This window comes from Oryzibacter oryziterrae, assembly GCF_021864535.1.
Taxonomy (GTDB): Bacteria; Pseudomonadota; Alphaproteobacteria; order Rhizobiales; family Pleomorphomonadaceae; genus Pleomorphomonas; species Pleomorphomonas oryziterrae.
Genome location: NZ_JAKJIC010000004.1, coordinates 194,407 through 219,389 on the forward strand (window position 1 = coordinate 194,407; position 24,983 = coordinate 219,389).

General features: G+C 63.7%; 11 protein-coding genes. 3 read left to right on the forward strand and 8 right to left on the reverse strand.

Annotated elements, in window-relative coordinates; genetic code table 11:
- Positions 1–79: 79 nt before the first annotated feature.
- A complete protein-coding gene (locus tag L2I41_RS06685; RefSeq protein ID WP_237152739.1) occupies positions 80–592 on the reverse strand; it encodes a DUF2244 domain-containing protein in 513 nt (170 codons plus the stop codon).
- A gap of 20 nt (positions 593–612) precedes the next feature.
- On the opposite strand from L2I41_RS06685, the gene nth reads away from it, so the two are divergent.
- Positions 613–1,335 carry an endonuclease III gene (nth, locus tag L2I41_RS06690; RefSeq protein ID WP_237152740.1) on the forward strand — a complete coding sequence of 241 codons (723 nt, stop codon included), beginning with the start codon at positions 613–615 and terminating at the stop codon, positions 1,333–1,335.
- 135 nt (positions 1,336–1,470) lie between these two features.
- Here nth and L2I41_RS06695 read toward each other — a convergent pair whose 3' ends face one another.
- From L2I41_RS06695 to L2I41_RS06725, 7 genes are all read right to left on the reverse strand, one after another.
- The gene (locus tag L2I41_RS06695) at positions 1,471–2,025 is read right to left on the reverse strand and encodes a NifU family protein (RefSeq protein WP_237152741.1); all 555 of its coding nucleotides are present in this window, start codon (positions 2,023–2,025) and stop codon (positions 1,471–1,473) included.
- A gap of 250 nt (positions 2,026–2,275) precedes the next feature.
- Positions 2,276–2,770 (reverse strand): universal stress protein, encoded by a 495-nt coding sequence (locus tag L2I41_RS06700; RefSeq protein WP_237152742.1) that lies wholly within the window; start codon positions 2,768–2,770, stop codon positions 2,276–2,278.
- Positions 2,771–2,842: 72 nt separating this feature from the next.
- Complete coding sequence (gene trpS / locus L2I41_RS06705; RefSeq protein WP_237152743.1) at positions 2,843–3,892, reverse strand: tryptophan--tRNA ligase; 1,050 nt, start codon at positions 3,890–3,892, stop codon at positions 2,843–2,845.
- 149 nt (positions 3,893–4,041) lie between these two features.
- On the reverse strand, positions 4,042–5,598 hold the full coding sequence (gene murJ / locus L2I41_RS06710) for a murein biosynthesis integral membrane protein MurJ (RefSeq protein ID WP_237152744.1): 1,557 nt from the start codon (positions 5,596–5,598) through the stop codon (positions 4,042–4,044).
- 4 nt (positions 5,599–5,602) lie between these two features.
- Positions 5,603–8,380 carry a [protein-PII] uridylyltransferase gene (locus L2I41_RS06715; RefSeq protein ID WP_237152745.1) on the reverse strand — a complete coding sequence of 926 codons (2,778 nt, stop codon included), beginning with the start codon at positions 8,378–8,380 and terminating at the stop codon, positions 5,603–5,605.
- A 95-nt stretch (positions 8,381–8,475) separates the two neighbouring features.
- On the reverse strand, positions 8,476–11,199 hold the full coding sequence (mutS, locus tag L2I41_RS06720; RefSeq protein WP_237152746.1) for a DNA mismatch repair protein MutS: 2,724 nt from the start codon (positions 11,197–11,199) through the stop codon (positions 8,476–8,478).
- A 252-nt stretch (positions 11,200–11,451) separates the two neighbouring features.
- Entirely contained in the window at positions 11,452–12,237 is a 786-nt protein-coding gene (locus tag L2I41_RS06725; RefSeq protein ID WP_237152747.1) for an LOG family protein, read from the reverse strand.
- 775 nt (positions 12,238–13,012) lie between these two features.
- Here L2I41_RS06725 and L2I41_RS06730 point away from each other — a divergent pair.
- The gene (locus tag L2I41_RS06730) at positions 13,013–24,400 is read left to right on the forward strand and encodes a calcium-binding protein (protein ID WP_237152748.1); all 11,388 of its coding nucleotides are present in this window, start codon (positions 13,013–13,015) and stop codon (positions 24,398–24,400) included.
- Positions 24,401–24,554: 154 nt separating this feature from the next.
- Positions 24,555–24,944, forward strand: a complete 390-nt coding sequence (locus tag L2I41_RS06735; protein ID WP_255720132.1) for a DUF6165 family protein — start codon at positions 24,555–24,557, stop codon at positions 24,942–24,944.
- The last annotated feature ends 39 nt before the right edge of the window (positions 24,945–24,983 follow it).

Sequence of the window (24,983 nt, forward strand, 5' to 3'; positions counted from 1 at the left end):
CATGGAAAGCTCCTCGGCGATCATGGCCCCAAGTTAGGAAGCCGAAGTCGATTCAACCACCCGATTCTCGCACGCCGCTTCAAGCCGGCGCAAAAAAATCCGTCCGCCCAGCCCGCACCTCCGCCAATGCACGCGAGAAGGCATCAAGAAAGCTCTCGAGTTCGCTGGCGCCGAGAAAGGTGCCGATCCGGTGCACCACACCCTGCGAGGCAAGCCCGACCGACAGGAGATCGCCATCATGGTCGCGCTCCACATGGAGCCGCACCCAGCGCGGATTGAAGACTTGCGATCGGCTATCCCCGCGGGCGTCGACCTTGGTAAACTCGATCCGGTCGAGGGAAAGCCTGATCTCTTCATGCGCCCGCGCGTCGGCGAAGTTGCGCCGGAAGGCCAGATAGATCAGAAAGACGTCGAGACCGAAAAAGCCGAACACCGGCCAGGCACCGATCGCCAGAAAGAAGCTGCCACAGCCGAAGGACAGGACAGCGAGCCCCGCCATCAGCGCGGCAAAGCCCCGCCTGTCGAGCGAGCGATGCGGCCTGAGCTGCGCGGTGAACACCGGCGGATCGACAAGAGGGAATTCTGGGCTCATGAAGTCCAGTATTGGGGAACATGTCCGAGCAAAAGTCAAAGCCCAAAAACGACAAGCCGGCCGGCGCCCGCCCGGCGCGCCCGCGCAAGCCGAAGCTCCGCTATTCGCCCGCCGAGGTCGAGGCCATCTTCGATCTGTTCGAGCGGGCCAATCCCGAGCCCAAGGGCGAGCTTGAGCACGTCAACGCCTTCACGCTGCTGGTGGCGGTGGTGCTCTCGGCCCAGGCCACCGACGCCGGTGTCAACAGGGCAACCCGCGCCCTCTTCGCGGTGGCCGACACGCCGGCCAAGATGCTGGCGCTGGGCGAGGAGGCGGTGCGCGAGCATATCAAGACCATCGGCCTCTATCGCAACAAGGCCAAGAATGTCGTTGCGCTCTCGGACGCGCTGGTGCGCGAGCATGGCGGCGAGGTGCCCCACGATCGCGCTGCCCTCGAAGCGCTGCCCGGCGTCGGCCGCAAGACCGCCAATGTGGTCCTGAACATCGCCTTCGGCGAGCCGACCTTTGCCGTCGATACCCACATTTTCCGCATCGGCAACCGGCTTGGGATCGCGCCCGGCAAGACGCCGCTGGCGGTGGAGGAGGCCTTCACCGCCATCATCCCCCAGCGTTTCATGCAGCACGCCCACCACTGGCTGATCCTGCACGGGCGCTATGTGTGCAAGGCGCGCAAGCCCGAATGCGGCCGCTGCATCATCGCCGATCTGTGCAAGGCGGAGGAAAAAAGCCTGCCGCTGCCATAATGAAAAAGGAGCGCGCCAGCGCCCGTAAAGGAAAGACAACAAGAAAGGAGCGCGCCAGCGCCCGTAAAGGGAAAGACAACAAGAAAGGGGCGCCAAAAGCGCCCCTCGCAAACTCTCGATACGCTCTTTGAAAAGTCAGGAAACCGCGCGCACTTCCTGCACTTCCGGCAGGAAATGCTTGAGCAGGTTCTGGATGCCGTGCCTGAGCGTCGCTGTCGACGACGGGCAGCCGGCGCAGGCGCCGCGCATGTTGAGGTAGACCACACCGTCCTTGAAGGAGCGGAAGGTGATGTCGCCGCCGTCGGCCGCCACGGCCGGGCGCACGCGCGTCTCGAGAAGTTCCTTGATCGTCTCGACCGTCTCGCTGTCCTTGGGGTCGAAGTCCTCGGCGCTGGCCGCCGCTTCGCCGCCCGACAGGATCGGCGCGCCGGACATGAAATGCTCCATGATGGCGCCGAGCACGGCGGGCTTCAGCCGCGTCCAGTCCGGGTCCGACTTGGTGACGGTGACGAAGTCATAGCCGAAGAAAACGCCGGTGATCCCGGGGATCGTGAACAGGGCGGAGGCAAGCGGAGATCCTTGCGCTTCCTCGACCGACAGGAATTCCCGCGGATTGCCGTCAAGAACGGTGCGTCCGGGCAGGAACTTGAGGGTCGCCGGGTTCGGGGTGGCTTCGGTCTGAATGAACATCGCTTGTCTCCGTGGGGCCTCAGTCAGCCGGACACAAGGTGTCCACGCCGCCTCACTGCCTCCTGATCCGTTTTGTCGCCGTAGCGTCGGGCTATCGCAGCCTCGCACAGACGGCAGCAGGTAGCCTGATTGGAACTTTTCTAAGCTACATACATAAAGACTAAAGCTGAAGATGCAAATGAACAATTGGTGAGGGCACGCATGTCGTCCACGGACGAGCGAATGCGATCGCCCTCAGTTCGATGGAAAATCAGACCACGGCCACGATGTCGTCATCGCTCAGGTTGCCCGGCACGATGGTCACCGGAATGGCAAAGCCGATGCCGGACTTGGCGGCGACCGCCGAGACCAGCGGTCCCGGTCCCTCGTTCCCCACGCCGGCGGCGAGCACCAGAATGGAAATGTCCCGGTCTTCCTCGATCACCGCATTGATGGCGTCCGGCGCCTTGCCCTCGCGGATGACCAGTTCGGGATCGATTGCGGCGAAGGCCCGGGCGCGTTCAGCGCGGCGGGCCAGGCTCTCCTCGGCCTTGTCCATGGCCTCGGCCCGCATCATCTCCTCCACCCCGCGCCAATGCTGGAAGTCACCGGGCGGGATAACATAGAGCATCACCAGCCCGCCACCGGAACGCGCGGCACGCGAAGCGGCATAGATGACAGCCCGATCGCATTCGGGCGTATCATCGACCACGCAGAGAAATTTTCTCCGGTGGCCCTCTTCACGGGAAAGACGTTTTGAAACCATGGGCCGAATCTAGCGCCGAAACGACAACGGCGGCAAGATGCCGCCGCAGTCTATCCCAAGGCAAGGTCTCGTTCAGGACTTGCGCGACCTGAGGAAGCCGACGATGTCCTTGACCTCGCCCATCACCTTGGCGGCGATGGCACCGGCCCGCTCCGAACCGTCGGCCAGCACGGCGTCGATGTGACCGGGGTCTTCCATCAGCTCGCGCATCCGCGTGTTGATGGGCGACAGCACGGAGACCGCGAGATCGGCCAGTGCCGGCTTGAACACCGAGAACTGCGAACCGCCGAACTCTCCGAGCACGTCGGCGCGGCTCTTGCTCGCAAGCGCCGCGTAGATCGTCACCAGATTGTCCGCGTCAGGACGTTCCTTGAGACCATCGACCTCGGACGGCAGCGGCTCGGAATCGGTCCGGGCCTTGCGCACCTTCTGGGCGATGGCGTCCTGGTCGTCGGTCAGGTTGATGCGCGAATAGTCAGACGGATCGGACTTCGACATCTTCTTGGTGCCGTCGCGCAGACTCATCACCCGCGGTGCCGGACCCTGCGTCAGCGGCTCGGGCTGCGGGAAATAGCCAAGTTCGCCGTCGTGGCCGTTGGAAACGATCGACGCCTTGAAGTCGTTGTTGAACTTCTGGGCGATGTCGCGGGCCAGTTCCAGATGCTGCTTCTGGTCTTCGCCCACCGGCACATGCGTTGCGCGATAGACCAGAATGTCGGCGGCCATCAGTGTCGGATAGGCGAACAGGCCCACGGACGCGTTTTCCTTGTCCTTGCCGGCCTTTTCCTTGAACTGCGTCATGCGATTGAGCCAGCCCATGCGGGCGACGCAGTTGAACACCCAGGCCAGTTCCGCATGCTCGGGAACCTGGCTCTGATTGAAGACGATATGCTTGACCGGGTCGATACCGGCGGCAAGGAAGGCAGCAGTCACTTCGCGGATCTGCTTCTTGAGCTCGAAGGGATCCTGCCAGACGGTGATCGCATGCTGGTCCACGACGCAATAGATGCAGTCATGGGTCGCCTGCATTTCAACGAAACGCTTGATGGCGCCGAGATAGTTGCCGAGATGCAGATTGCCGGTCGGCTGAACACCGGAAAAGACGAGAGGCACAAAGGACATCGGTTTGGACCCGGATGATTGGGAACCCCACCCCGGAGTGCCGCCGTTGGGACCGGCGGAACCGGGACGGCTCCTCAGATATGCCCGACAGTGGGCGGCGTGTTATGAATGAGCGTCCGGCAAGTTTCAAGGCAGCACCTGACGGAGGGTCAACGCTTCAGCACCGCCTTGGCATAGCGTTTCACGTCCACCGCACCGGTCAGCATGGCTGCGAGCCCGTAGACCAGCATGCCGCCGAGGCACAGGGCGAGCAGCGCGCCACCTGCCTCCAGCTCATGCCGCGAAGCGAGACGATCGGCCAGAAAGCGATCGCCGAGGACGAGGGCCCCGCCCATGGCGAGGCTGGCGACGCCCAGCAGCACAAGGCGCCGCACGAGGAGGCTGTCCACCACGAAATGTCCGCGCTTGATCAGCACCGCCACCAGCATCAGCGCATTGACCCAGGCGGCCAGCGAGGTCGCGGCGGCAATGCCCACATGGCCGATGAAGGGAAACAGCGCCAGCGAGGCCACCACATTCACGGCCACGGAGATGCCACCCTGTACCGTCGGCGTCTTGGTATCCTCGCGGGCATAGAAGCTCGGCTGGAACACCTTGATGGCCACGAAGGCCGGCAGGCCCACCGAGAAGGCGATCAGGGCATTGGCGGTGGCTGTCGTGTCCGCCGCCGTGAAGGCGCCACGCTGAAACAGCACCTGCATGATGGTATGGGCGATGGCGATCAGCGCCACCGTCGCCGGCATGGTCAGCGCCATGGCAAATTCCAGCGCCCGGTTCTGGGTGTGGAACACATTCTCCGGCGTGTCCGTGCGCACCCGGCGTGTGAGATCCGGCAGCAGGACGACACCGATGGCCACCCCGATCACTCCGAGTGGCAGCTGATAGATGCGGTCGGCAAAATAGAGCCAGGACACGGCGCTCGCCTGCATCGAGGCGATGATCGTGCCCACCACGATGTTGATCTGGGTGATGCCGCCGGAAATGACGCCGGGAATGCCGAGATTGACGAACCGCTTCACGTTGTCGCCATAGCCCGGTCGGGTCAGCGAAACCGGAAAGCCGATGAACACGAGCGATCCACCGACGGCCACCAGCTGGGCAAAGCCGGAGATGAACACGGCCCAGGACAGCGTATAGGCCGCCTGCGGCGTTCCGGCCCAGTTCTGCCACCAGATCATCGCCAGCGCTGCCACCAGCACGATGTTGAGCAGGCTTGGCGCAAAGGCGGCGACGGCGAAACGGCCGAAGGATTGCAGCATGCCCGCCGCCATCGCCGTCAGCGACATGCAGGCGAGATAGGGGAACATGATGCGCGTCATCGTCTCGGCGGCGGCGAACTTCTCCGGCTCCTTGATGAAGCCGGGCGCCAGAATCCCCACCAGCCAGGGAGCGGCAAGTTCCGCGATGATGGTCACCACGGTCAAGGACAGGAGAAAGATGGAAAGAATGTCTTCGGCAAGCTTGCGCGCCGCCGGCTTGCCGCCGTCAGCCAGAGCCCGGCCGAACAGCGGCACGAAAGCGGCGGAGAAGGCACCTTCGGCAAACAGGCGCCGGAACAGGTTGGGCAGGCGAAAGGCGACGAAGAAGGCATCGGCGATCGGCCCGGAGCCAAGCATGTTGGCCATGAAGACGTCGCGGGCAAAACCCAGCAGCCGCGACGACAGCGTGGCTCCGCCCACCGTGACGAAGTTCTTGACCAGACTCATGCCGTCAGCCTGCCTTCTTGGAGGGAGCATCGCCAGCTTCGGCGGCAGCCTGTGTCAGACGCCGCCGGATGGAGGCCTGCTTCTGCCCGGAATGGACCTTCAGATTGGTGAGATCGGTGACATAGAACACGTCCACCGCCCGCTCGCCGAAGGTGGCGATATGGGCGGAGGCGATGTTGAGATTGAGGTCGCTGAGCGTGGTCGTGATGTCGTAGAGCAGGCCCGGCCGGTCAAGGCAGGACACTTCCACCACCGAGAACTTGTCCGAGATCGTGTTGTCGAAGGTCACTTCCGTCGGCAACACGAAGGCCTTGGAGAGCTTCTTCTGCGCCACTCGGCGCGCGATCATCTCGGGCAGTTCCTCGCGGCCTTCCAGCGTCGCCTCGATCAGCTTGCAGATGCGCTCGGCACGTCTGAGTTCATCGGCATCCTCGGGAAACTCGCGGTTGATCAGGATGGTATCGAGCGCGAGCCCGTCGGTCGTGGTGTAGATCTGCGCGTCGACGATGTTGACGCCCGATGCCGCACAGGCACCGGTAATGGTGGAGAGCAGGCGCGGATGGTCGGGCGCCACCACCACCAGCTCCGTGATCGCTTCGAACTTCTTGGTGCGGAAACTGGTGGCGAGCCGCCGTCCCTCGGCGTCCGTGCGCTTCAGCAGCTCGGCATGCAGCAGCTTTTCGGGCAGGTCGACACGCAGCCAATAGGGCGCATAGTGCCGCTTGAGATAGGTCTCCACCTCCTCGCCGGACCAGCCCGACAACTGGGCCGCCAACTCGGACTTGGCGCTCGCCACGCGCTGGTCGCGCGACAGCTGCGAGTGTCCGCCCAGGAGGAAGGGCTCGGTCTCGTAATAGAGCGTGCGCAGCAACTGTCCCTTCCAGCCGTTCCACACGCCCGGACCCACGGCACGGATATCGGCCACGGTCAGGATCAGCAGCATGCGCAGCCGATCGATGGTCTGCACCACCGCGGCAAAGTCGCGAATGGTCTTGCGGTCGGAAAGATCGCGCGACTGGGCGATGATCGACATGGTCAGGTGCTGTTCCACCAGCCAGGCGATCTGATCGGTCTCATTGGCCGAAAAGCCGAAGCGCGGGCCGAGGCGGCGGGCAATCCTGGCACCGGCAATCGAATGATCTTCCGGTCGCCCCTTGGCGATGTCGTGCAGGAACAGCGCGAAATAGAGAACCTTGCGGTTCTGCACATGGCGGAAAAGCTCGGTGGCGAGCGGATGGTCGTTGCCACCTTCGCCGCGTTCGACCTGCGCAAGCAGCCCGATCGCCCGGAGCGTATGCTCGTCGACGGTATAGTGGTGATACATGTTGAACTGCATCATCGCCACGACCTTGCCGAAGTCGGCGACAAAGCGGCCGAGAACGCCGGTCTCGTTCATCGAGCGCAGCACCGTCTCGGCGTGCTTCTTCGACGTGAGGACGTCGAGAAACAGCTGGTTGGCCTCTTCATTGTCGCGAAGATCGCCGTCGATATGCCGCAGCGAGCGGGTGATCAGCTTCAGTGCATCGGGATGGAAGTCGAGGTTGCTCTTGTCGGCCACCGCGAAGATGCGCAACAGGTTGACCGGGTCCTTCTCGAAGATGGTCTCGTCGGCGACCGACAGGCGATCGTTTTCGATGACGAACTGCGGCGTCTCCGGCAGGCTCTTCTTGCGCCGGCGCAGCGTATGGCGCAGCACGCGGTCGAGCATGGGCATGGGCTTGGCGTGGTTCTCCTCCAGCGCCGCGCAGAAGATGCGCGTCAGGTCGCCCACGTCCTTGGCCACGAGGAAATAGTGCTTCATGAAGCGCTCGACCGGCTCGAGGCCGGGATGCGACTGATAGCCGAGGAGATTGGCAATCTCCCGCTGATTGTCGAACCCCAATCGGTCGTCCGCGCGGTTGGTCACGAAATGCAGGTTGCAGCGCACTGCCCAGAGGAAATCCTCGCACTTGTGAAAGCGCGTCAGCTCCTTGCGCGAGAACACCCCGTGCTTGACCAACTCGTCGGTGGTCGACGTCTCGTAGAAATATTTGGAGATCCAGAACAGCGTGTGCAGGTCGCGCAAGCCGCCCTTGCCTTCCTTGACATTCGGCTCCACCAGATAGCGCGACGTGCCCTGGCGCCGATGCCGCTCATCGCGTTCGGCAAGCTTGGCCAGGATGAACTCCGGCCCGGTGCCACGCACCACTTCCGCCTGGAAGCGCTGGAGCATGTCGCCATAGAGCGCCTTGTCGCCCCAGATCCAGCGCGCTTCCAGCATCGCGGTGCGGATCGTCATGTCCGAGCGGGCAAGCCGAACGCATTCGTCCACCCGGCGCGTGGCATGGCCGACCTTGAAGCCCAGATCCCACAGAAAATAGAGGAGATACTCGACAACACTCTCGCCCCAAGGCGTCTGCTTGTAGGGCAGCAGGAACAGCAGGTCGATGTCGGACGCCGGCGCCAGCGTGCCGCGCCCATATCCGCCCACGGCAGCAATCGACATGCGCTCGGACGAGGAAGCGTTGGTCACCTTGAACACATGGCTGACCGCGTGGTCGTAGATGATGCGGATGAAGCTGTCCATCATCTGCGACAGGCGGATGGCGCAGCCGATGCCGTTGCGATCTGCCGCCAGCAGCGCACGGGCCTTGGCGCGCCCTTCGAGATTGGTCTGCTTGAGGACACCAAGGATATCGGCCCGCGGATCCACGTCCGGGCCGCTCGCCTTGCACATGCGCTTGATTTGCGATCGGAGGGCGGCCTCGTCGATCAACGGGGTGATGTCAGGCGTCTTCGTCATCGAGTAACCTTGGGTCTGCAGCAGTCCAGAGCGGCTATATCGGATATTGCTTGAAGAATAATGCAAAAAAGAAAGCTTTTTTGCCTTCACTCTTGTCAGGTCTGCCCTTTTTCCATGCGCGCCCGGATGGACTTGAGCCGGTAGAGCGCATCCTGGGCAGCCCGCGGGGTCATCTCGTCGGGCTGCAACCCGTCCAGCAGCGTCAGCAGTTCCTGCTCCACCGGATCCGCTTGCGTTGGTTCGGCAACGGTCTTGCGCCGCGCCACCGAGAACAGCGGCAAGTCGTCGAGGACGCCAGCGGTATTCGTTCCGCCCGTCTTTTCGAGCTCGGTGAGGACCGAGCGCGCGCGATCCACCACCGCTCGCGGCAACCCGGCAAGCTTGGCCACCTGAATGCCATAGGAGCGGTCGGCGGCGCCCGGCACGATCTCGTGCAGGAAGATGACGTCGCCCTTCCATTCCTTGACCTTCACCGTGGCGTTGACGATCCGCGGCATGCGCTCCGACAGCGCTGTCAGCTCATGATAGTGGGTGGCAAACAGGGCACGCGACCGATTGGCCTCGTGCAGATGCTCGATGGTCGCCCAGGCGATGGAGAGGCCGTCGAAGGTGGCGGTGCCGCGCCCGATCTCGTCGAGCACCACGAAGGAGCGCGGTCCCGCCTGATTGAGGATGGCGGCCGTTTCGATCATCTCGACCATGAACGTGGACCGGCCGCGTGCCAGATCGTCGGCCGCGCCCACACGGCTGAACAGGCGGTCGACCACGCCGATATGGGCGGTTCGTGCCGGAACGAACGAGCCGATCTGCGCCATGATGGCGATGACCGCGTTCTGGCGCAGGAAGGTCGACTTACCCGCCATGTTGGGGCCGGTAACAATCCAGAGCTTGCCGGCACTGTCGCCGCCGACGTCACAGCCATTGGCCACGAAGCTCTGGCCCTCTTCCCGCAGCATCTGCTCGACCACCGGATGGCGCCCGCCGTCGATGTGGAAGGCAAGGCTGTCGTCGACCTTCGGCCGCATGTAGCCTTCGGCTGTCGCCAGTTCGGCGAGGGATGTGGCCACATCGAGCGCCGCCAGCATGTCGGCGGCCCGCTTGATGGTCTCACCGGCCGCAATGATGTCTGCGGACAGGCTGGCGAAGATCGACAGCTCGATGGCCAGCGCCCGTTCCGCCGCCGAGGCAATCCGGCCCTCTAGTTCGCCAAGTTCGGTCGTCGAAAAGCGAACGGCATTGGCCAGCGTCTGGCGGTGGATGAACGTCCGGTTGAGCGGCTCGGACATCATCGCGGCGGCGTTGGCCGGGGAGACCTCGACGAAATAGCCGAGCACGCCATTGTGGCGGACCTTGAGGCTCTTGATTTCGGCAAGGTCGGCATAGGTCTGCTGCAGGGCTGCGATTACCTGACGGCTCTCGTCCCGCAAGGCGCGGGCGTCGTCGAGGTCGGCGTGGACACCACGCCGCACGAAACCGCCGTCGCGCTTGAGCAGCGGCAACTCGTCGTCGATGGTGGCGTTGATATGTTGGCCAAGCGCGACCGGTGCGCTCTTCAGCCCGTCAACGATGCGGGCGATCTCGGAGCCTGCCGCCGCGATCCCGTCCAGATCCTCGGCAAGCCGGGCGGCCACCGACAATCCCGCGGCGACCGCCGCCAGATCCCGTGGTCCGCCGCGGTCGAGCGTGATCCGTGTGAGCGCACGCGCCATGTCCGGAGCGCCGGCAAGATCGGCGCGAAGACGCGCGCGAAGCGTCGTCTCTGCGACGAAATAGTCAACCGCATCAAGGCGATCGCGGATTTGCAGCGGGTCGGTCAGCGGGCTCGCCACCCGGTCCGCCATCAGGCGGGCACCGGCACCGGTCACCGTCCGGTCGATCGCGGCCAGCAGGCTGCCGCGCCGTTCGCCCGAGAGCGTGCGGGTCAGTTCGAGATTGGCGCGGGTCGCGGCATCGATCGCCATGGCGCCGCCGATGGTCTCGCGTGCCGGAGCGTCCAGCGGCGGGCGGCTGCCGACCTGCGTCTTCTCCACATAGGCGACGATGGCCGCCGCCGCGGTGGTTTCCAGGCGCGAAAAGGTTCCGAAGGCATCAAGGGAGCGGACGCCGTAGAAGGTGGTCAGCCGATGTTCGGCGGTGGCGCCGTCGAAGAAGGCGCGGGGCAGGGGAACGACCGCCGAGCTGGAGGCCTTCCAGGTGCGCCGAAGGTCATCCTCGTCGAAGAGATTGTCAGGGACCAGCAATTCGCGCGGTTCGATGCGGGCGAGGAGGGCGGCGATGCCGGCGGTTGCGGTTTCGGCCAGGCGGAACACGCCGGTGGACATGTCTGCCCAGGCAACGGCAAAGAGATCGCCGGCCCCGTCCGAACCCTTTTGCCGGGCAACCGCCGCCAGGAAGTTGGAACGGCGGGCGTCGAGCAGGTTGTCTTCGGTCAGAGTGCCCGGCGTCACCAGGCGGACAACGTCCCGGCGCACCACGGATTTTGAGCCGCGCTTTCGAGCTTCTGCTGGATTTTCAAGCTGTTCGCAGACGGCGACCCGGTGGCCGAGGGCGATGAGGCGCTGCAGATAGTCATCGGCGGCGTGCACCGGAACGCCGCACAGCGGCACGTCGCGGCCCATGTATTTGCCACGCTTGGTCAGAGTGATGCCGAGAGCCCGGGACGCAATTTCTGCGTCCTCGAAGAACATCTCGTAGAAATCGCCCATGCGATAGAACAACAGGCAGTCAGGATTGGCTGCCTTGATCTCGATGAATTGCGCCATGGCCGGGGTGACGTAGCCGGCGTCGGTCTCGTCTTCGGGGAGTGCTATGTCGGTCATGGGGGCGGACGCTATCAAATGCCCGCCGGCAATTCACTTGGCTTCAGTCGAGAAAGCCGTGGATAGCGGCAAAATTCGGAGAAAAGGCTGGCGCCAATGTCACCCGGCGCCCGATGGGCGCGGCGCCAATGTCGCAACTTCGTCGCCCAAAGGGGAGGTGCATGTCACCGTCCTTCCGAGGACGACGACAAGAGGCGCCATCGGCCCGGAACGACCGGGCCGAACGCCGATGTCGCCCCGCACCAGGGGGCGTCAGAGACCGCCATACCGCTTGGCGTGATCGCGATGGCTGCCGATGTCCTGCGAGACGAGATGGTCCCAGATCTCCTGCGCGCTCTCGGCAAAGTGGACGAGGCCGATGTCCTCCTCGCGGATCATGCCGTAGTCGGCGAGTGCCTGGAAGTTGATGACCTTGGTCCAATAGGCCTTGTCGACGAGCACCACGGGGATGCGGGTTGCCTTGTGGGTCTGGCCGAGCGTCAGGAGCTCGAACAGCTCATCGAAGGTGCCGAAGCCGCCCGGGAACACCACCAGCGCATTGGCGCGCATGGCCAGATGCATCTTGCGCATCGCAAAGTAATGAAAGCGGAAGGTCAGCTGCGGCGTCGTATAGGCGTTGGGCTCCTGCTCATGCGGCAGGGTGATGTTGAAGCCGATGGTCGGGGCTCCGGCGTCACGGGCTCCCCGGTTGGCCGCCTCCATGATGCCCGGACCGCCGCCCGTGGCGATGACATTCTCAAGGTAGCCATCCGTGCGGGTCAGCGATCCTCCCTGTTCGGAGGCAATACGGCCGAAGTCGCGCGCGGTGTTGTACCAGCGGGCGTGCAGGTCCGTGCCATCCTCGTGAACACGTGCCGAGCCGAAGACCACGATCGTCGAGCGGATGCCCCAGGACTTCAGCGTCTGCTCGGCCTTGCTGTACTCAAGCAGGAAACGGACGCCGCGCATGCTGTCCGACAGCAGGAATTCACTGTCTATGGCGGGGAGTACATAAGACTTGGATGCCTTTTGGGCGATATTGTCGTGCCGCTCGGTCATTTGCTGATCCATGCGCCCACTTTGGGCGCCTTTCTTCTCTGATTTTGGCAAGGTCACTCTAGTGCGGTGGGGTTAACGCGTGGCGAAGAGTTTGGAGCATCCAATGATGCCGCCGTTTGCGTCCCTCCAACAGCTTGCAGTCAGATCTGGCAGGACAGGCACTATCTCGCATGCGTTTGGCAACCGAACTACCGGTGGGTCTGGAAACGAAACAACGCGTCATTGCAGATTAAGTGAGAAGAAACGACAAGGGATGGTGATTGTTGCTAAAGGTAATAAATCGACCGAGTCCGGGAACATTGTTCGCTGAGTTCAACTTCGCTCCCGACCAAGATCTGCCGATCCGGCATCTTAACCATATTATCCATCCAAATGTGCCCTTTGCGACTTCAGCTGAAGTCTTGGCGTCTGTACATGACATCCAAAATATGCGTCCAGCCGACCTTAAGTGAAATAACGGCAAAAAGTCCGAAAAAATGTAAGTTAAATTTTGTTGACTTTGGCAATATTTGGTATGGAAGACTGATTAAAATATACAATTTGAATTATGCTGTGGCTCATTTTGGTTAAAACAGCCCCTTTTCCGAAAATAATAGATTCAAATTCCGTGGATTATACATTTGTGCTTTCAGATAACTTTGCCTGAGCCATAATTTCCGAGGGTCGTTTACTTATTGTTAAATATTTTAGTCGAAGAGTTATCCCAAAGTCAGAAATTGTCGGTGTACGAAGCCAGAAGGGCTGAGGTCGACATATTCGCGCTGGGGATACGATCGTGAGCAAATCCGTTTCCGGTACCGCAACAACTACGACGAATGAATCGATCATCGGTGGCAACTCGATAGATCTCATCACAATCAGTGATGCTGTTACTGGTGCCCAAATCGATCTTGCCGGCGGAAATGACAGACTCACCTTTGCCAATCCTGCAACGGCGACCGTCTACAATGTAGAAACAATTGTCGGAAGCTCCGGCAACGACAAGATTACACTTGGTGCCTCGGTCACGGGAATCAGTGTCAATCTGGGCTCGGGCAGCGATACGCTGATTCTCTCGGCCGCTTCGACCGTTACCGCAGCCAGCGTTGCCACGCTCACGGGCAGCTCCGGCAACGACAAGGTCACGATCAACTCCCAGGTCACTGGCGGCTACTACAATCTCGGTGCAGGCACCGACACGCTGATCCTCGGCAACTTCATCAACACCATCACCGTTGCCAATGCCGAGAGCATCGTCGGCGGCACGACCAACAACATCATCACCCTCGACAGCGCCTACACCGGCGGCACGATCAATCTCGCGGCCGGCCTCGACAAGCTGACGACCGATAACCTCGGTGCCACCGCGACCCTTGCCAACGTCGAAACCATCATGGGCGGCACTGGCCTGGACGTCATCACGCTGAGCACCCAGGCCAAGGGCATCACCGTCGATCTCGGCGGCTCGACCGACTCCCTGACCTTCGGCAACTTCGCCAACACCGCGACGGTTTCGAACGTCGCGACCATCACTGGCGGTACCGGTGCCGACGTTGTCACCATCGGCAATGGCTTCACCGGCGGCGCCGTCAATCTTGGCGCCGGCTCCGACAAGCTCGTGCTTGCCAATGCCCTGAACACCGTCACGCTTTCCAACGTCGAAACGGTTGTCGGCGGCACGACCAACGACCTCATCACGGTCAGCGCTGCGCTGACCGGCGGCTCGATCGACCTCGGTACCGGCTCCGGCGACAAGGTGACCTTCACCTCTGGCGCGACGGCTACCGTCAACAACGCTGAAACCATCCTCGGCTCGACCAGCCTGGACAAGGTGACGCTGAGCACCATCGCCACCGGTGTGATCGTCGACCTGGGTGCCGGCTCCACCGATCAGCTGACCCTCGGAAACTTCCTGAACACCGTTTCGGTGACCAACGTCGAAACGGTTACGGGCGGAACCACCAACGACCTCGTGACCTTCACCAGTGCCGTGACCGGTGCGACCGTGTCGCTGGGTACGGGCCTCGACAAGATCATTCTCGACAATGCAGGCGCGACCCTCACGGTCGCCGCCGTCGAAACGATCCTCGGTGGCACGGGTATCGACCTCGTGACCTTCAGCGCCGCAGCAACCGGTGCGACCGTCGACCTCGGCGGTGACGCCGACAAGGTGACCCTCGGCAACTTCGCCAACTCGCTGACCATTTCCAACGTCGCCACCATCGTCGGCGGCACGGGCATCGACCAGGTGGTTCTCGGTGCGGCCTTTACCGGCGGCAACATCAACCTCGGCACCGGCAACGACAAGCTGACGCTGGCCGCCGGTTCCAACACCGTGACGGTCACCAACGTCGAGACGATCAACGGCGCTTCCGGCGTCGATCTGGTCACCATTTCGGCCGCAACGACGGGTGCCACCATTGACCTTGGCGGGGGCAACGACAGTCTGACCTTCTCGGCCGGCGGCACTGCCACGGTCACCAACGTCGAGACCTTTGTCGGCAGCTCCTCGGTTGAGTCCATCAAGCTTGGTGCGCAGGTAACCGGTCTTTCCATCGACCTCGCCGGCGGCGCCGATGTGCTGACTCTGGCGAACGGCGTGAACACCGTTACCATCAGCAACATCGAGTCCGTGACCGGTGGCACCACCAACGACACGATCGTTGTCAGCAACAACTTCACCGGTGGCCTGATCAGCCTGGGTGCCGGTGCCGACAAGGTGACATTCGCTGGCACCAACTCGACCGCAACGCTGAACTCCGTGGAAACCGTCGTTGGCGGTAGCGGCTCGGAGCTCGTCACGTTCGCTGCTGCTGCGACCGGCGTCTCGATTGACCTCGGCGGCGGCGGTGACAAGGTCACCTTCGGCAACTTCGCCAACAGCGCGACCGTTGCCAATGTCGCGACCATCGTTGGCGGCACGGGTATCGATCAGATCATCCTCGGCGCCGGCACGACCGGCAGCAACATTGATCTTGGCACCGGCAACGACAAGGTGACCTTCACCTCCGGTGGCACGGCGACCCTCACCGGCGTCGAAACGATCATCGGCAGCACCGGCTCCGACATCGTGACCGTGACCAATGCGATCACCGGCATGTCCATCGATCTGGCTGCCGGTGCTGACGCGCTGACCTTTGGTGGCGCAACCACGGCTACCCTTGCCAACGTCGAGACCGTGACCGGTTCGTCGTCTGCCGACAAGATCGTCGTCTCGAGCCAGGCGACCGGCCTGACCATCGACCTGGGCGCGGGTATCGACCAGCTGGTTCTCGGCAACACCATCAACACGGTGACGATGGCCAACATCGAAACCGTCACCGGTGGCACGACCAACAACATCATCGTCGTCAGCGCAGCCTACACGGGCGGCAACATCAACCTCGGTGCCGGTCTCGACAGCGTAACCTTCGCCGATGCCGGCAGCACCTCGACCCTGACGGCGGTGGAAACCGTAACCGGCGGCACGGGCATCGACGTCGTGACCTTCGGCGCGGCGGTGACCGGATCGACCGTCAACCTCGGCACGGGCACCGACAAGGTGACGCTGGGCAACTTCAACAACACTGTGACCATCGGCAGTGCCGAAAGCATCCTCGGTGGCTCCAGCAGCGACGTGATCACGCTGACCGGTACCAACACCGGTAGCGCCATCGATCTCGGCGCCGGCAACGACAGCCTGACCTTCGGTGCCACCGGTGGCACCTTGACTGCCTACAACATCGAAACCCTCATCGGCCTTTCGGGCAATGACAGCCTGACGCTGGGTGCGGCCACCACCGGCATGAACATCAACCTCAGCGGTGGTTCGGACTCCTTCACCTTCGCCGCCGGTGGCGGCACGGTGACGCTGTCCTATGTCGAGACCATCACCGGCGGTGCCGGTGTTGACATCGTCACCCTTGCGACAGCTTCGACCGGCACCACCATCGATCTCGGTGGCTCGGCAGACTCGGTGACCTTCGGCGACTTCGTGAACACCGCCACCATCTCCAACGTGGCGACCATCACCGGCGGCAACACCAACGACGTCGTCGTGCTGGGCGGCGCCTATGCGGGCGGCACCATCAGCCTCGGTACGGGCAACGATTCGCTGACGACGGCCAATGCCGGCGCAACGGTCACCCTGTCCGAAATCGAAACGATCACCGGTGGCTCCGGTACCGATCTTCTGACGCTGTCGGGGACCTACACCGGCGGCACCATCGATCTCGGCGCCGGCTCCGACAAGTTGATCACCACGGGGGCGACGACGGCCACCGTCAGCCATGCCGAGACGATCGTCGGCGGCGCGAGCAATGATCTGCTCACCTACAGCGGTCAGATCACCGGCATGAACATCGACCTCGGCGGCGGCGCCGACGGCTTCGTGCTCGACAATCAGATCAACACGATCACCATCAGCGCCTTCGAAACGCTGACCGGTGGCAGCACCAACGACATCGTGACGCTCGGCACGGGCGTGACCGGCGCAGCCATCAGCCTCGGTGCTGGCAACGACATGGTCACCTTCGGCGCTTCGGGTGGCACCGTGACCCTGACCTCGGTCGAGTCCGTTGTCGGCGCCGCCGGCACCGACCTCGTGACCTTCGCCGACCAGATCACCGGCCAGGCGATCAATCTTGCCGCTGGCAGCGACCAGATCACCTTCGGCAACTTCATCAACACCGCCACGCTGACCAATGTCGAAACCATCATCGGTGGCACCACCAATGACACCATCACCATTGGCAACGCCCAGGATGGCGGCTTCATCGACCTCGGCGATGGCAACGACAGCCTGACGCTGAACTTCGGTGGCGCCACCCTGACCGTGGCGAGCGCCGAGACCATCAACGGCGGCAACGGCACCGACGTGCTGACCCTGTCGGGGACCTATACCGGCGGCACGATCAACCTGAGCTTCGGCAACGACCAGGTGACCACCGACGGCAACGTCACCGTGACCCTGACCGACGTCGAGACCGTGATCGGCGGAACCGGTTCTGATGCCATCACCATGGCCACGCAGATCACCGGCAGCACCATCGACCTCGGCGCTGGCATCGACAGCCTGGTGCTCGGCAACTTCGACAACACGGTCACCATCGACCATGCGGAAACCGTGACCACCGGCAGCGGTGAAGACTATGTGGTCTTCTCTGCCGCCAACACCGGCAGCACGGTGGATCTTGGCGCCGGCAACGACGTCCTCGACCTGTCCGACAACGGCGCGACGCTGACCGTTGCCAACATCGAGACCATCCTCGGCGGTACGGGCAGCGACCTGCTCACCTACACCGCTCAGGTCACCGGCGGCGAACTGTCGCTTGGCGCCGGCACCGACAGCGTGACGCTCGGCAACTACGACAACACGCTGACCATCGCCAATGCCGAGACCATCACCGGCGGCACCGACTCCGACACCATCAAGATCTCCGCGGCCTATACCGGCGGCACGATCGATCTGGGCGGCGGTGACGACACGCTGACCTTCTCGAACGCCGGCGGCACCGCCACGGTGCTCAACACCCTGACCGTCATCGGCGGCTCGGGCACGGAAGACATCACCCTGAGCGGCACGCTCACCGGCACCATCGTCGACCTCGGCGCGGGTACCGACAGCCTGACGACCGTCGGCGACACCACCATCACCGTCTCCAATGTCGAGACCATGACCGGTGGCGCGGGTGTCGACGTGGTGACCTACGCGACCCAGATCACCGGCGCGACCGTCGACCTCGGCGGCGGCGCGGACAGCCTGATCCTCGGCGACTACACCAACACCGTGTCGGTTGCCGGCATCGAAACCGTCACCGGCGGCACCGGCACCGACCGTGTCGTCATCGTCGGCGCCACCACGGGCGGCACCTATGACCTCGGCGCGGGCAATGACAGCCTGGTGTTCCTCTCCGGCGGTACCGTGACGATCGCCAACATCGAAACCGTCATCGGCGGTTCGTTCGACGACTCGATCACGCTGAGCTCGCAGATCACCGGCGGTTCCTACAACCTGGCCGGCGGTTCGGACACCATCACCCTCGCCAACGCCTCCAACACGGTGACGCTCGCCAACATCGAGACCGTCATCGGCGGCAGCGGCATCGACAAGGTGACAATCTCCAACGCCTTCACCGGCGGTCACATCGATCTCGGCAACGGCGATGACGTTCTGACCTTCGCCGGCTCCGGCTCGACGGCCACTGTCGCCGACACGCGCAGCATCATCGGCGGCGCGGGCTCCGACGTGATCACCATCGACGGCACCTACACCGGCGAATACATCGACCTCGGCGTCGGTTCGGACAAGCTCGTCACCACGGGCGATACCACCGCGACCATCCTCAACGTCGAAACCCTCACCGGCGCGACCGGCTCTGACGTCATCACCTTCGGGGCGGTGGCGGCGGGCGTCGAAATCGACCTCGGCGGCGGCGACGATACGGTGACGCTCGGCAACTACACCAACACGCTGACCTTCACCAATGTCGAGACCCTGACGGGCGGTACCGACACTGACCTCGTGACGCTGAGCACCGGCATGACCGGCGGCGTCGTCGATCTCGGCGCGGGCACCGACTCCTTCACCTTCGGCACCGACGGCGGCACGCTGACGATCAACAACGTGGAAACCATCGTCGGCAACACCGGCGGCGACCGCGTGACGATCACGGCACAGGTCACCGGCGCCACCATCGAACTTGGCACCGGCACCGACACGCTGACGCTCGCCAACCAGGTGAACACGCTGACCATCAGCAACATCGAGACCATCACCGGCGGCAACACCAACGATCTGGTGACGGTCAAGGGTGCGCTCGACGGGTCCTACATCGACCTCGGTGGCGGCAATGACGTGCTCACCTTCTCGAGCCTCGGCGCGACCGCAACCGTTGCCAACACCCGCAGCATCGTCGGCGGCTCGGGCACGGAAGCCATCACCATCGACGGCGTCTACACCGGCGAGTACATCAACCTCGGCAGCGGTGCCGACAGCGTCACCTTCAACAACGCCGGCACCGCCACGCTGGTGGGTGTCGAGACCGTCACCGGCAGCACCGGCTCCGACGCGATCACCATGGGGGCTCAGGCCACCGGGACCACGATCGACCTCGGTACGGGCATCGATACCCTGACGCTCGCCAATGCCACCAACACCCTGTCGGTGGGCGGCGTCGAAACGCTGACCGGCGGCACGGGCATCGACGTCGTCACGCTCATCAACGGCGTGACCGGCGCAACGATCGACCTGGGCACCGGCTCGGACATCCTGGCCATCAGCAGCGCTGGCGCCACGGTGACCGTCTCCAACGTGGAGTCGGTGCTCGGCAACTCCGGTGCCGACGTCCTGACCTTCGCCGCTCAGATCACCGGCCTGACCGTCGACCTCGCCGGCGGTGCCGACGGACTGACGCTCGGCAACTTCGACAACACCGTGACCGTCGCCAATATCGAGACGGTTACCGGCGGCACGGGCAGCGATCTCGTCTCCACCAGCGGCGGTGTCTCCGGCACCTTCGACCTCGGTGCAGGCGCTGACGCCATCACCACCGATGACGCAGGCGCGACGCTCACTGTCTCCAACGTCGAGACCATCACCGGTGCGGCGGGTTCGGATGTCATCGAGCTGGCCAATGTCGCAACGGGTCTGACCATCGACCTCGGGGCCGGCATCGACACGCTCACCTTCGACGCGGCGTCTACATTGACCGTTTCGAATGTCGAGAACATCACCGGCAGCACGGCCGACGACAATGTGACGTTCAACTCCCAGATCCTCGAAGGCGAGATCGATCTGGGTACGGGCGCCAACATCCTGACGCTCGGCAACTACGACAACACCGTCTCCGTCAGCAACGTCATCTCGCTGACCGGCGGCTCGGCCACCGACACCATCGTGGTGACCGATGCGGCCACCGGCATGGTGGTTGACCTCGGCACGGGTGCCGACCGTCTGACGATCGGCGGTTCCGGCGCGACGATCTCCGCCACTGGCGTGGAAATCATCACCGGCAGCGGCTCTTCGGATGCCATCATCCTCACGGGTCAGGCGACCGAAACCACCGTTGATCTCGGCGGCGGGACAGACGCCCTGACCCTGGCCTCGGCCAGCGGCAACTCGGTGACCATCACGGCCATCGAAACCGTGACCGGTGCCGGCGGCGTCGACTATCTCTACGTCGAAGGTGCCTATACGGGCGGTGAGATCGATCTCGCCGGCGGCGGCGACAAGGTGCTGTTCAGCACCGGGTCGACGGCAACGCTGAGTTCGGTTGAAACCATCACCGGTGTGGCTGGCACCAACGTGGTCACCCTTGGCAGCGTGATCACCGGCAGCACCATCAACCTCGGTGCCGGCAACGACAGCGTCACCACCACCAACACGACCACTGCGACGCTCTACAACGTCGAAACGATCACCGGCGGCGCAAGCTCCGACGTCCTGACGCTCGGCACCTTGTTCAGCGGCAGCATCGATCTCGGCGGCGGTCGCGACAGCCTGAGCTTCGGCAACTTCTCGAACACGGTCACCGTGATCAATGTCGAAACCGTCAATGGCGGGACCGGCGTGGATCTGCTGACGCTCGGGTCGGGCACCACCGGTGCCACGGTCGATCTGGGCGCCGGCAACGACAGGGTCACCTTCGATGCGTCCGGTGGCACGGCCTCCATCGTCAACGTGGAAACCGTGACCGGCGGTGCCGCAACGGACGTGGTGGTCTTCACCAGCCAGGTCACTGGCGTCACGGTGGACCTGAACGGCGGCTCTGACGACAAGGTCACCTTCCGCAACTTCGTCAATACGGCGACGCTGGTCGACGTCGAGACGATCATCGGTGGTGCGACCAATGACGTGATCACCCTCGGCTCCGGCTACACCGCAGGTACGGTGTCGCTGGGCTCCGGTCTCGACGCCCTGATCACCACTTCCAGCGGCGGCTCGGTCACCGTGACCGTGGCCGGTGCAGAGACCATCACCGGCGACACCGGTGTGGATGTCGTGGTGACCTCGGGCACGCTGACCGGCGTAACCATCAACCTCGGCACGGGCAACGACTCGCTGACGACCACCGGCGACACCACGGCCACGGTAACGGGCGTGGAAACCATCACTGGCGGCACCGGCAATGACGTGATCACCATGGGTGGCCAGATCGCCATGGCGATCGACCTCGGTGCAGGCTATGACGCGCTCACCCTGGTGGCCGGCGGCAACACGCTCACCGCGACGGGTATCGAAACGATCACCGGCAACTCCGGCGCAGATCTCGTGACCTTCTCGGGTGCTGTGAGCCAGAGCTATCTGGACCTCGCCGGCGGCAACGACGTCATCACGCTCGCAGCGGCGGGTGGCACCATCACGGTTGCCAACGTCGAGACCGTGACGGGTGGCGCGGGCGACGATCTCGTGACCATCGCCAACGTGGCCGACGGTACCGTCAACTATGACCTTGGCGCCGGCAGCGACGGTGTGAAGTTCGGTGACTTCGCCAACACGGCGACCCTCACCGCAGTTGAAACCATCACCGGCGGCACCTCGACCGACTTTATCTACCTCGGCGCGGCCTACACCGGCGGCTCGATCGACCTCGGCGACAGCAATGACAAGCTGTTCTTCAACGGGACCGGTACAGCCACCGTGGCCAACACCGAAACAATCACCGGCGCGGCGGGCACTCAGGTGGTCGTCATGTCCGGCACGGTGACCGGTGCCGTCGTCGATCTGGCGGGTGGCAACGACACATTCGGATCGGCTGGCGATACCACCGCCACGCTGTCCAACGTGGAAACCATCAGCGCAGGTGGCGGCGATGACACGCTGACGATTGCCACATCCTTCGACGGAACCATCAACACCGGTGCCGGTGACGACAAGATCATCCTGGCGGCCAGCGGCAACACCCTGACCACCACCGGCCTCGAAACCCTCGTCGGCGGCAGCGGCAATGACATCCTCGTCATTGGCGCGGCGGGCGACACCATCACCATCTCGGCAGTCGAGACGGTGACCGGCGGAACGGGCTCCGACGTCATCACGGTCGCCGACCAGTCGGTGAACATGGTGATCAGCCTGGGGGCAGGCACGGATGCGGTTGTCTTTGGCAACTTCGCCAATGACGCGACCGTCAGCGGTGCGGAAACCATCACGGGCGGTACCTCGACCGACCAGATCACCCTGGGCGCAGCCTATACCGGCGGCACCATCGACCTCGGGGCGGGTGGCGACACCCTGATCACCGCGGCTGCCGGTGCAACGGCAACGGTCGCCGGCGTGGAAACCATCACCGGTGGTGCGGGTGTCGATGTGATCACCCTCTCGGGTACGGTCAACGGCGCGATCATCGACCTGGCCGGTGGCAACGACAGCGTGAGCACCAACGGTGTGACCACGGCGACCCTCTCCAACGTGGAGACGATCACCGCCGGTACCTTCACCGACGTGATCACCCTGGGTACTCAGATCGACGGTACCATCGACCTCAACGGCGGCATGGACTCCCTGACGCTGGCAGCCGGCGGCAACACGGCCACCGTGACTTCGGTTGAAACCCTCGCCGGCGGCGGCGGTGTCGACCTGGTCGTGGTAACCGATGCCCTGACCCTCGGGACGATCAATCTGGCGGCCGGTGCCGACAGCCTGACCTTCTCGGCCGGCGGTACCTACTCGGTCTCCAACACCGAGACGATCATCGGCAGCGGCGCGAGCGAAGTGATCACCCTGGCCACGCAGGCCGACGGGCTGACCATCTCGCTGGCTGGTGGCACCGACGGCGTGACCTTCGGCAACTTCACCAACACGGCGACGTTGACCGCGGTGGAAACCGTGACCGGCGGCACGGGCGTGGATCTCGTGACCATCGCCACGGGCTATACGGGCGGCAACATCGACCTCGGGGCCGGTGCCGACGGGCTGACCTTCGCTGGTACGGCGACGGCCACGGTGGCCAACGCCGAAACCATCACCGGCGCGGCCGGCACCCAGGTCCTCATCCTGGCCGGCACCGTCACCGGTGCGGAAATCGACCTGGCGGCGGGCAGCGACTCGATCTCGTGGAACGGCAACACCACCGCCACGCTGTCGAACATCGAGACCATCAGTGCCGGCACCGGTTCGGATGCCATCACGCTGGGTGCGGTGTTCCAGAGCGGCAGCATCGATCTGTCCTCGGGCAACGATACGCTGACGCTGGCGACTGGCACCAACACGGTCACGGTCTCCAACATCGAGACGGTGATCGGCGTGGGCGGTGACGACTCGATCGTGATCGGGACCAGCACCTTCCGCGGTGCCATCAGCCTGGCGGCGGGCAGCGACACGCTGACCCTCGGTTCAGGCGGCAACACGGCGACGGTATCCAGCGTCGAAACGATTACCGGTGGCGCCGGTTCGGACATCGTCATCTACTCGACGATCGCGTCCGGCACGACCATCGACCTGGCTGGCGGGTCCGACAGCGTGACCTTCGGCAACTTCGCCAACACGGCGACGGTGTCGAATGTCGAGACCATCACCGGCGGTACCGGCAGTGATCTCGTGACGCTCGGTGCGGCCTACGCCGGCGGCAACATCAACCTCGGCTCGGGCAACGACCAGCTGGCCTTCGCGGCAGCGGGCGGTACGGCGACCGTCTCCTACGTGGAGACCATCACCGGCGGCGCGGGCAAGGATGTGGTGACGCTCGGTGTGTCTTCGAGCGGCTTGACCATCGATCTCGCCGGCGGCGCGGACAGCTTGGTGCTGACCTATGCCTCGACGCTGACCGTGGCCAATGTCGAGACGGTGACGGGCAGCTCCTTCTCCGACATGATCGTGGTCACCAATGCGGCGGGCGTGACAATGTCCCTCGGCGGCGGCGACGACATCGTGCGGGGAGGCAACGGGGCCGACACGATCACCGGCGGCTCGGGCCAGGACCAGTTCGTCTTCACGGCGGTGGCCCAGTCCAGCACCTCGGCGGCCGACACCATCACGGACTTCGTGGCAGGTCTCGACAAGCTGGTGTTCACGGGCCTGGTGAACGGGTCGTTCAACTGGCTCGGCAGCAACTCGACCTTCACGGGCGACAGCACCAACACCGAGGCCTACATGAGCGGCAACGTGCTCTATGTGGACGTTGATGCCGACGGCTCGGCCGACATGCAGATCACCCTGACCGGTGTGACGGCCTCCGATCTTTCGGCCAGTGACTTCACCTGGAACTGACGCTGACCTAGACAATTCATGACGCAAGGCCGGGGGAGCGATCCTCCGGCCTTGTGATTTCATGGGATAGCGCACCGCGAGGAGCCGGTGATTCCCTCAAGGGCCGGAAAGCCGTTATACTGCAAGGCGAATCAAGTCTTCGCGAGGTTGGCACGTGATTGAAGTTCCGGTTTCATGGGGTGAGATGATCGACAAGATCACGATCCTCGAGATCAAGGCCGCCCGCATGTCGGACTCGGCCAAGGTGGAAAACGTCCGCAAGGAACTGGATCTGCTGAACGGCAAGCTCGGGCCGGCACGTGGCAATGCCGTGGTCGCGGGGCTGACCGACAAGCTGCGCGACGTCAATGCGGCGCTGTGGGACATCGAGGACGAGATCCGCGATTGCGAGCGCGAGCAGGATTTCGGCCCAAGGTTCATCGCCTTGGCGCGATCGGTCTATTTCACCAACGACAAGCGTGCCGATCTCAAGCGCGAGATCAATCTCGAGCTCTCTTCGGGCATTGTCGAAGAAAAGTCCTACAAGCCCTACGCGCCGACCTGAGCCCGCGACCCTGAACCCTTGGGGAAGTCGATTGGCACC

Coding starts and splice junctions, on each gene's coding strand:
- mutS (WP_237152746.1), bottom strand. CDS start 11,199: ATGACCGACATAGCACTCCCCGAAGACGAGACCGACGCCGGCTACGTC.
- nth (WP_237152740.1), top strand. CDS start 613: ATGTCCGAGCAAAAGTCAAAGCCCAAAAACGACAAGCCGGCCGGCGCC.
- L2I41_RS06715 (WP_237152745.1), bottom strand. CDS start 8,380: ATGACGAAGACGCCTGACATCACCCCGTTGATCGACGAGGCCGCCCTC.
- murJ (WP_237152744.1), bottom strand. CDS start 5,598: ATGAGTCTGGTCAAGAACTTCGTCACGGTGGGCGGAGCCACGCTGTCG.
- L2I41_RS06695 (WP_237152741.1), bottom strand. CDS start 2,025: ATGTTCATTCAGACCGAAGCCACCCCGAACCCGGCGACCCTCAAGTTC.
- L2I41_RS06685 (WP_237152739.1), bottom strand. CDS start 592: ATGAGCCCAGAATTCCCTCTTGTCGATCCGCCGGTGTTCACCGCGCAG.
- trpS (WP_237152743.1), bottom strand. CDS start 3,892: ATGTCCTTTGTGCCTCTCGTCTTTTCCGGTGTTCAGCCGACCGGCAAT.
- L2I41_RS06725 (WP_237152747.1), bottom strand. CDS start 12,237: ATGACCGAGCGGCACGACAATATCGCCCAAAAGGCATCCAAGTCTTAT.
- L2I41_RS06700 (WP_237152742.1), bottom strand. CDS start 2,770: ATGGTTTCAAAACGTCTTTCCCGTGAAGAGGGCCACCGGAGAAAATTT.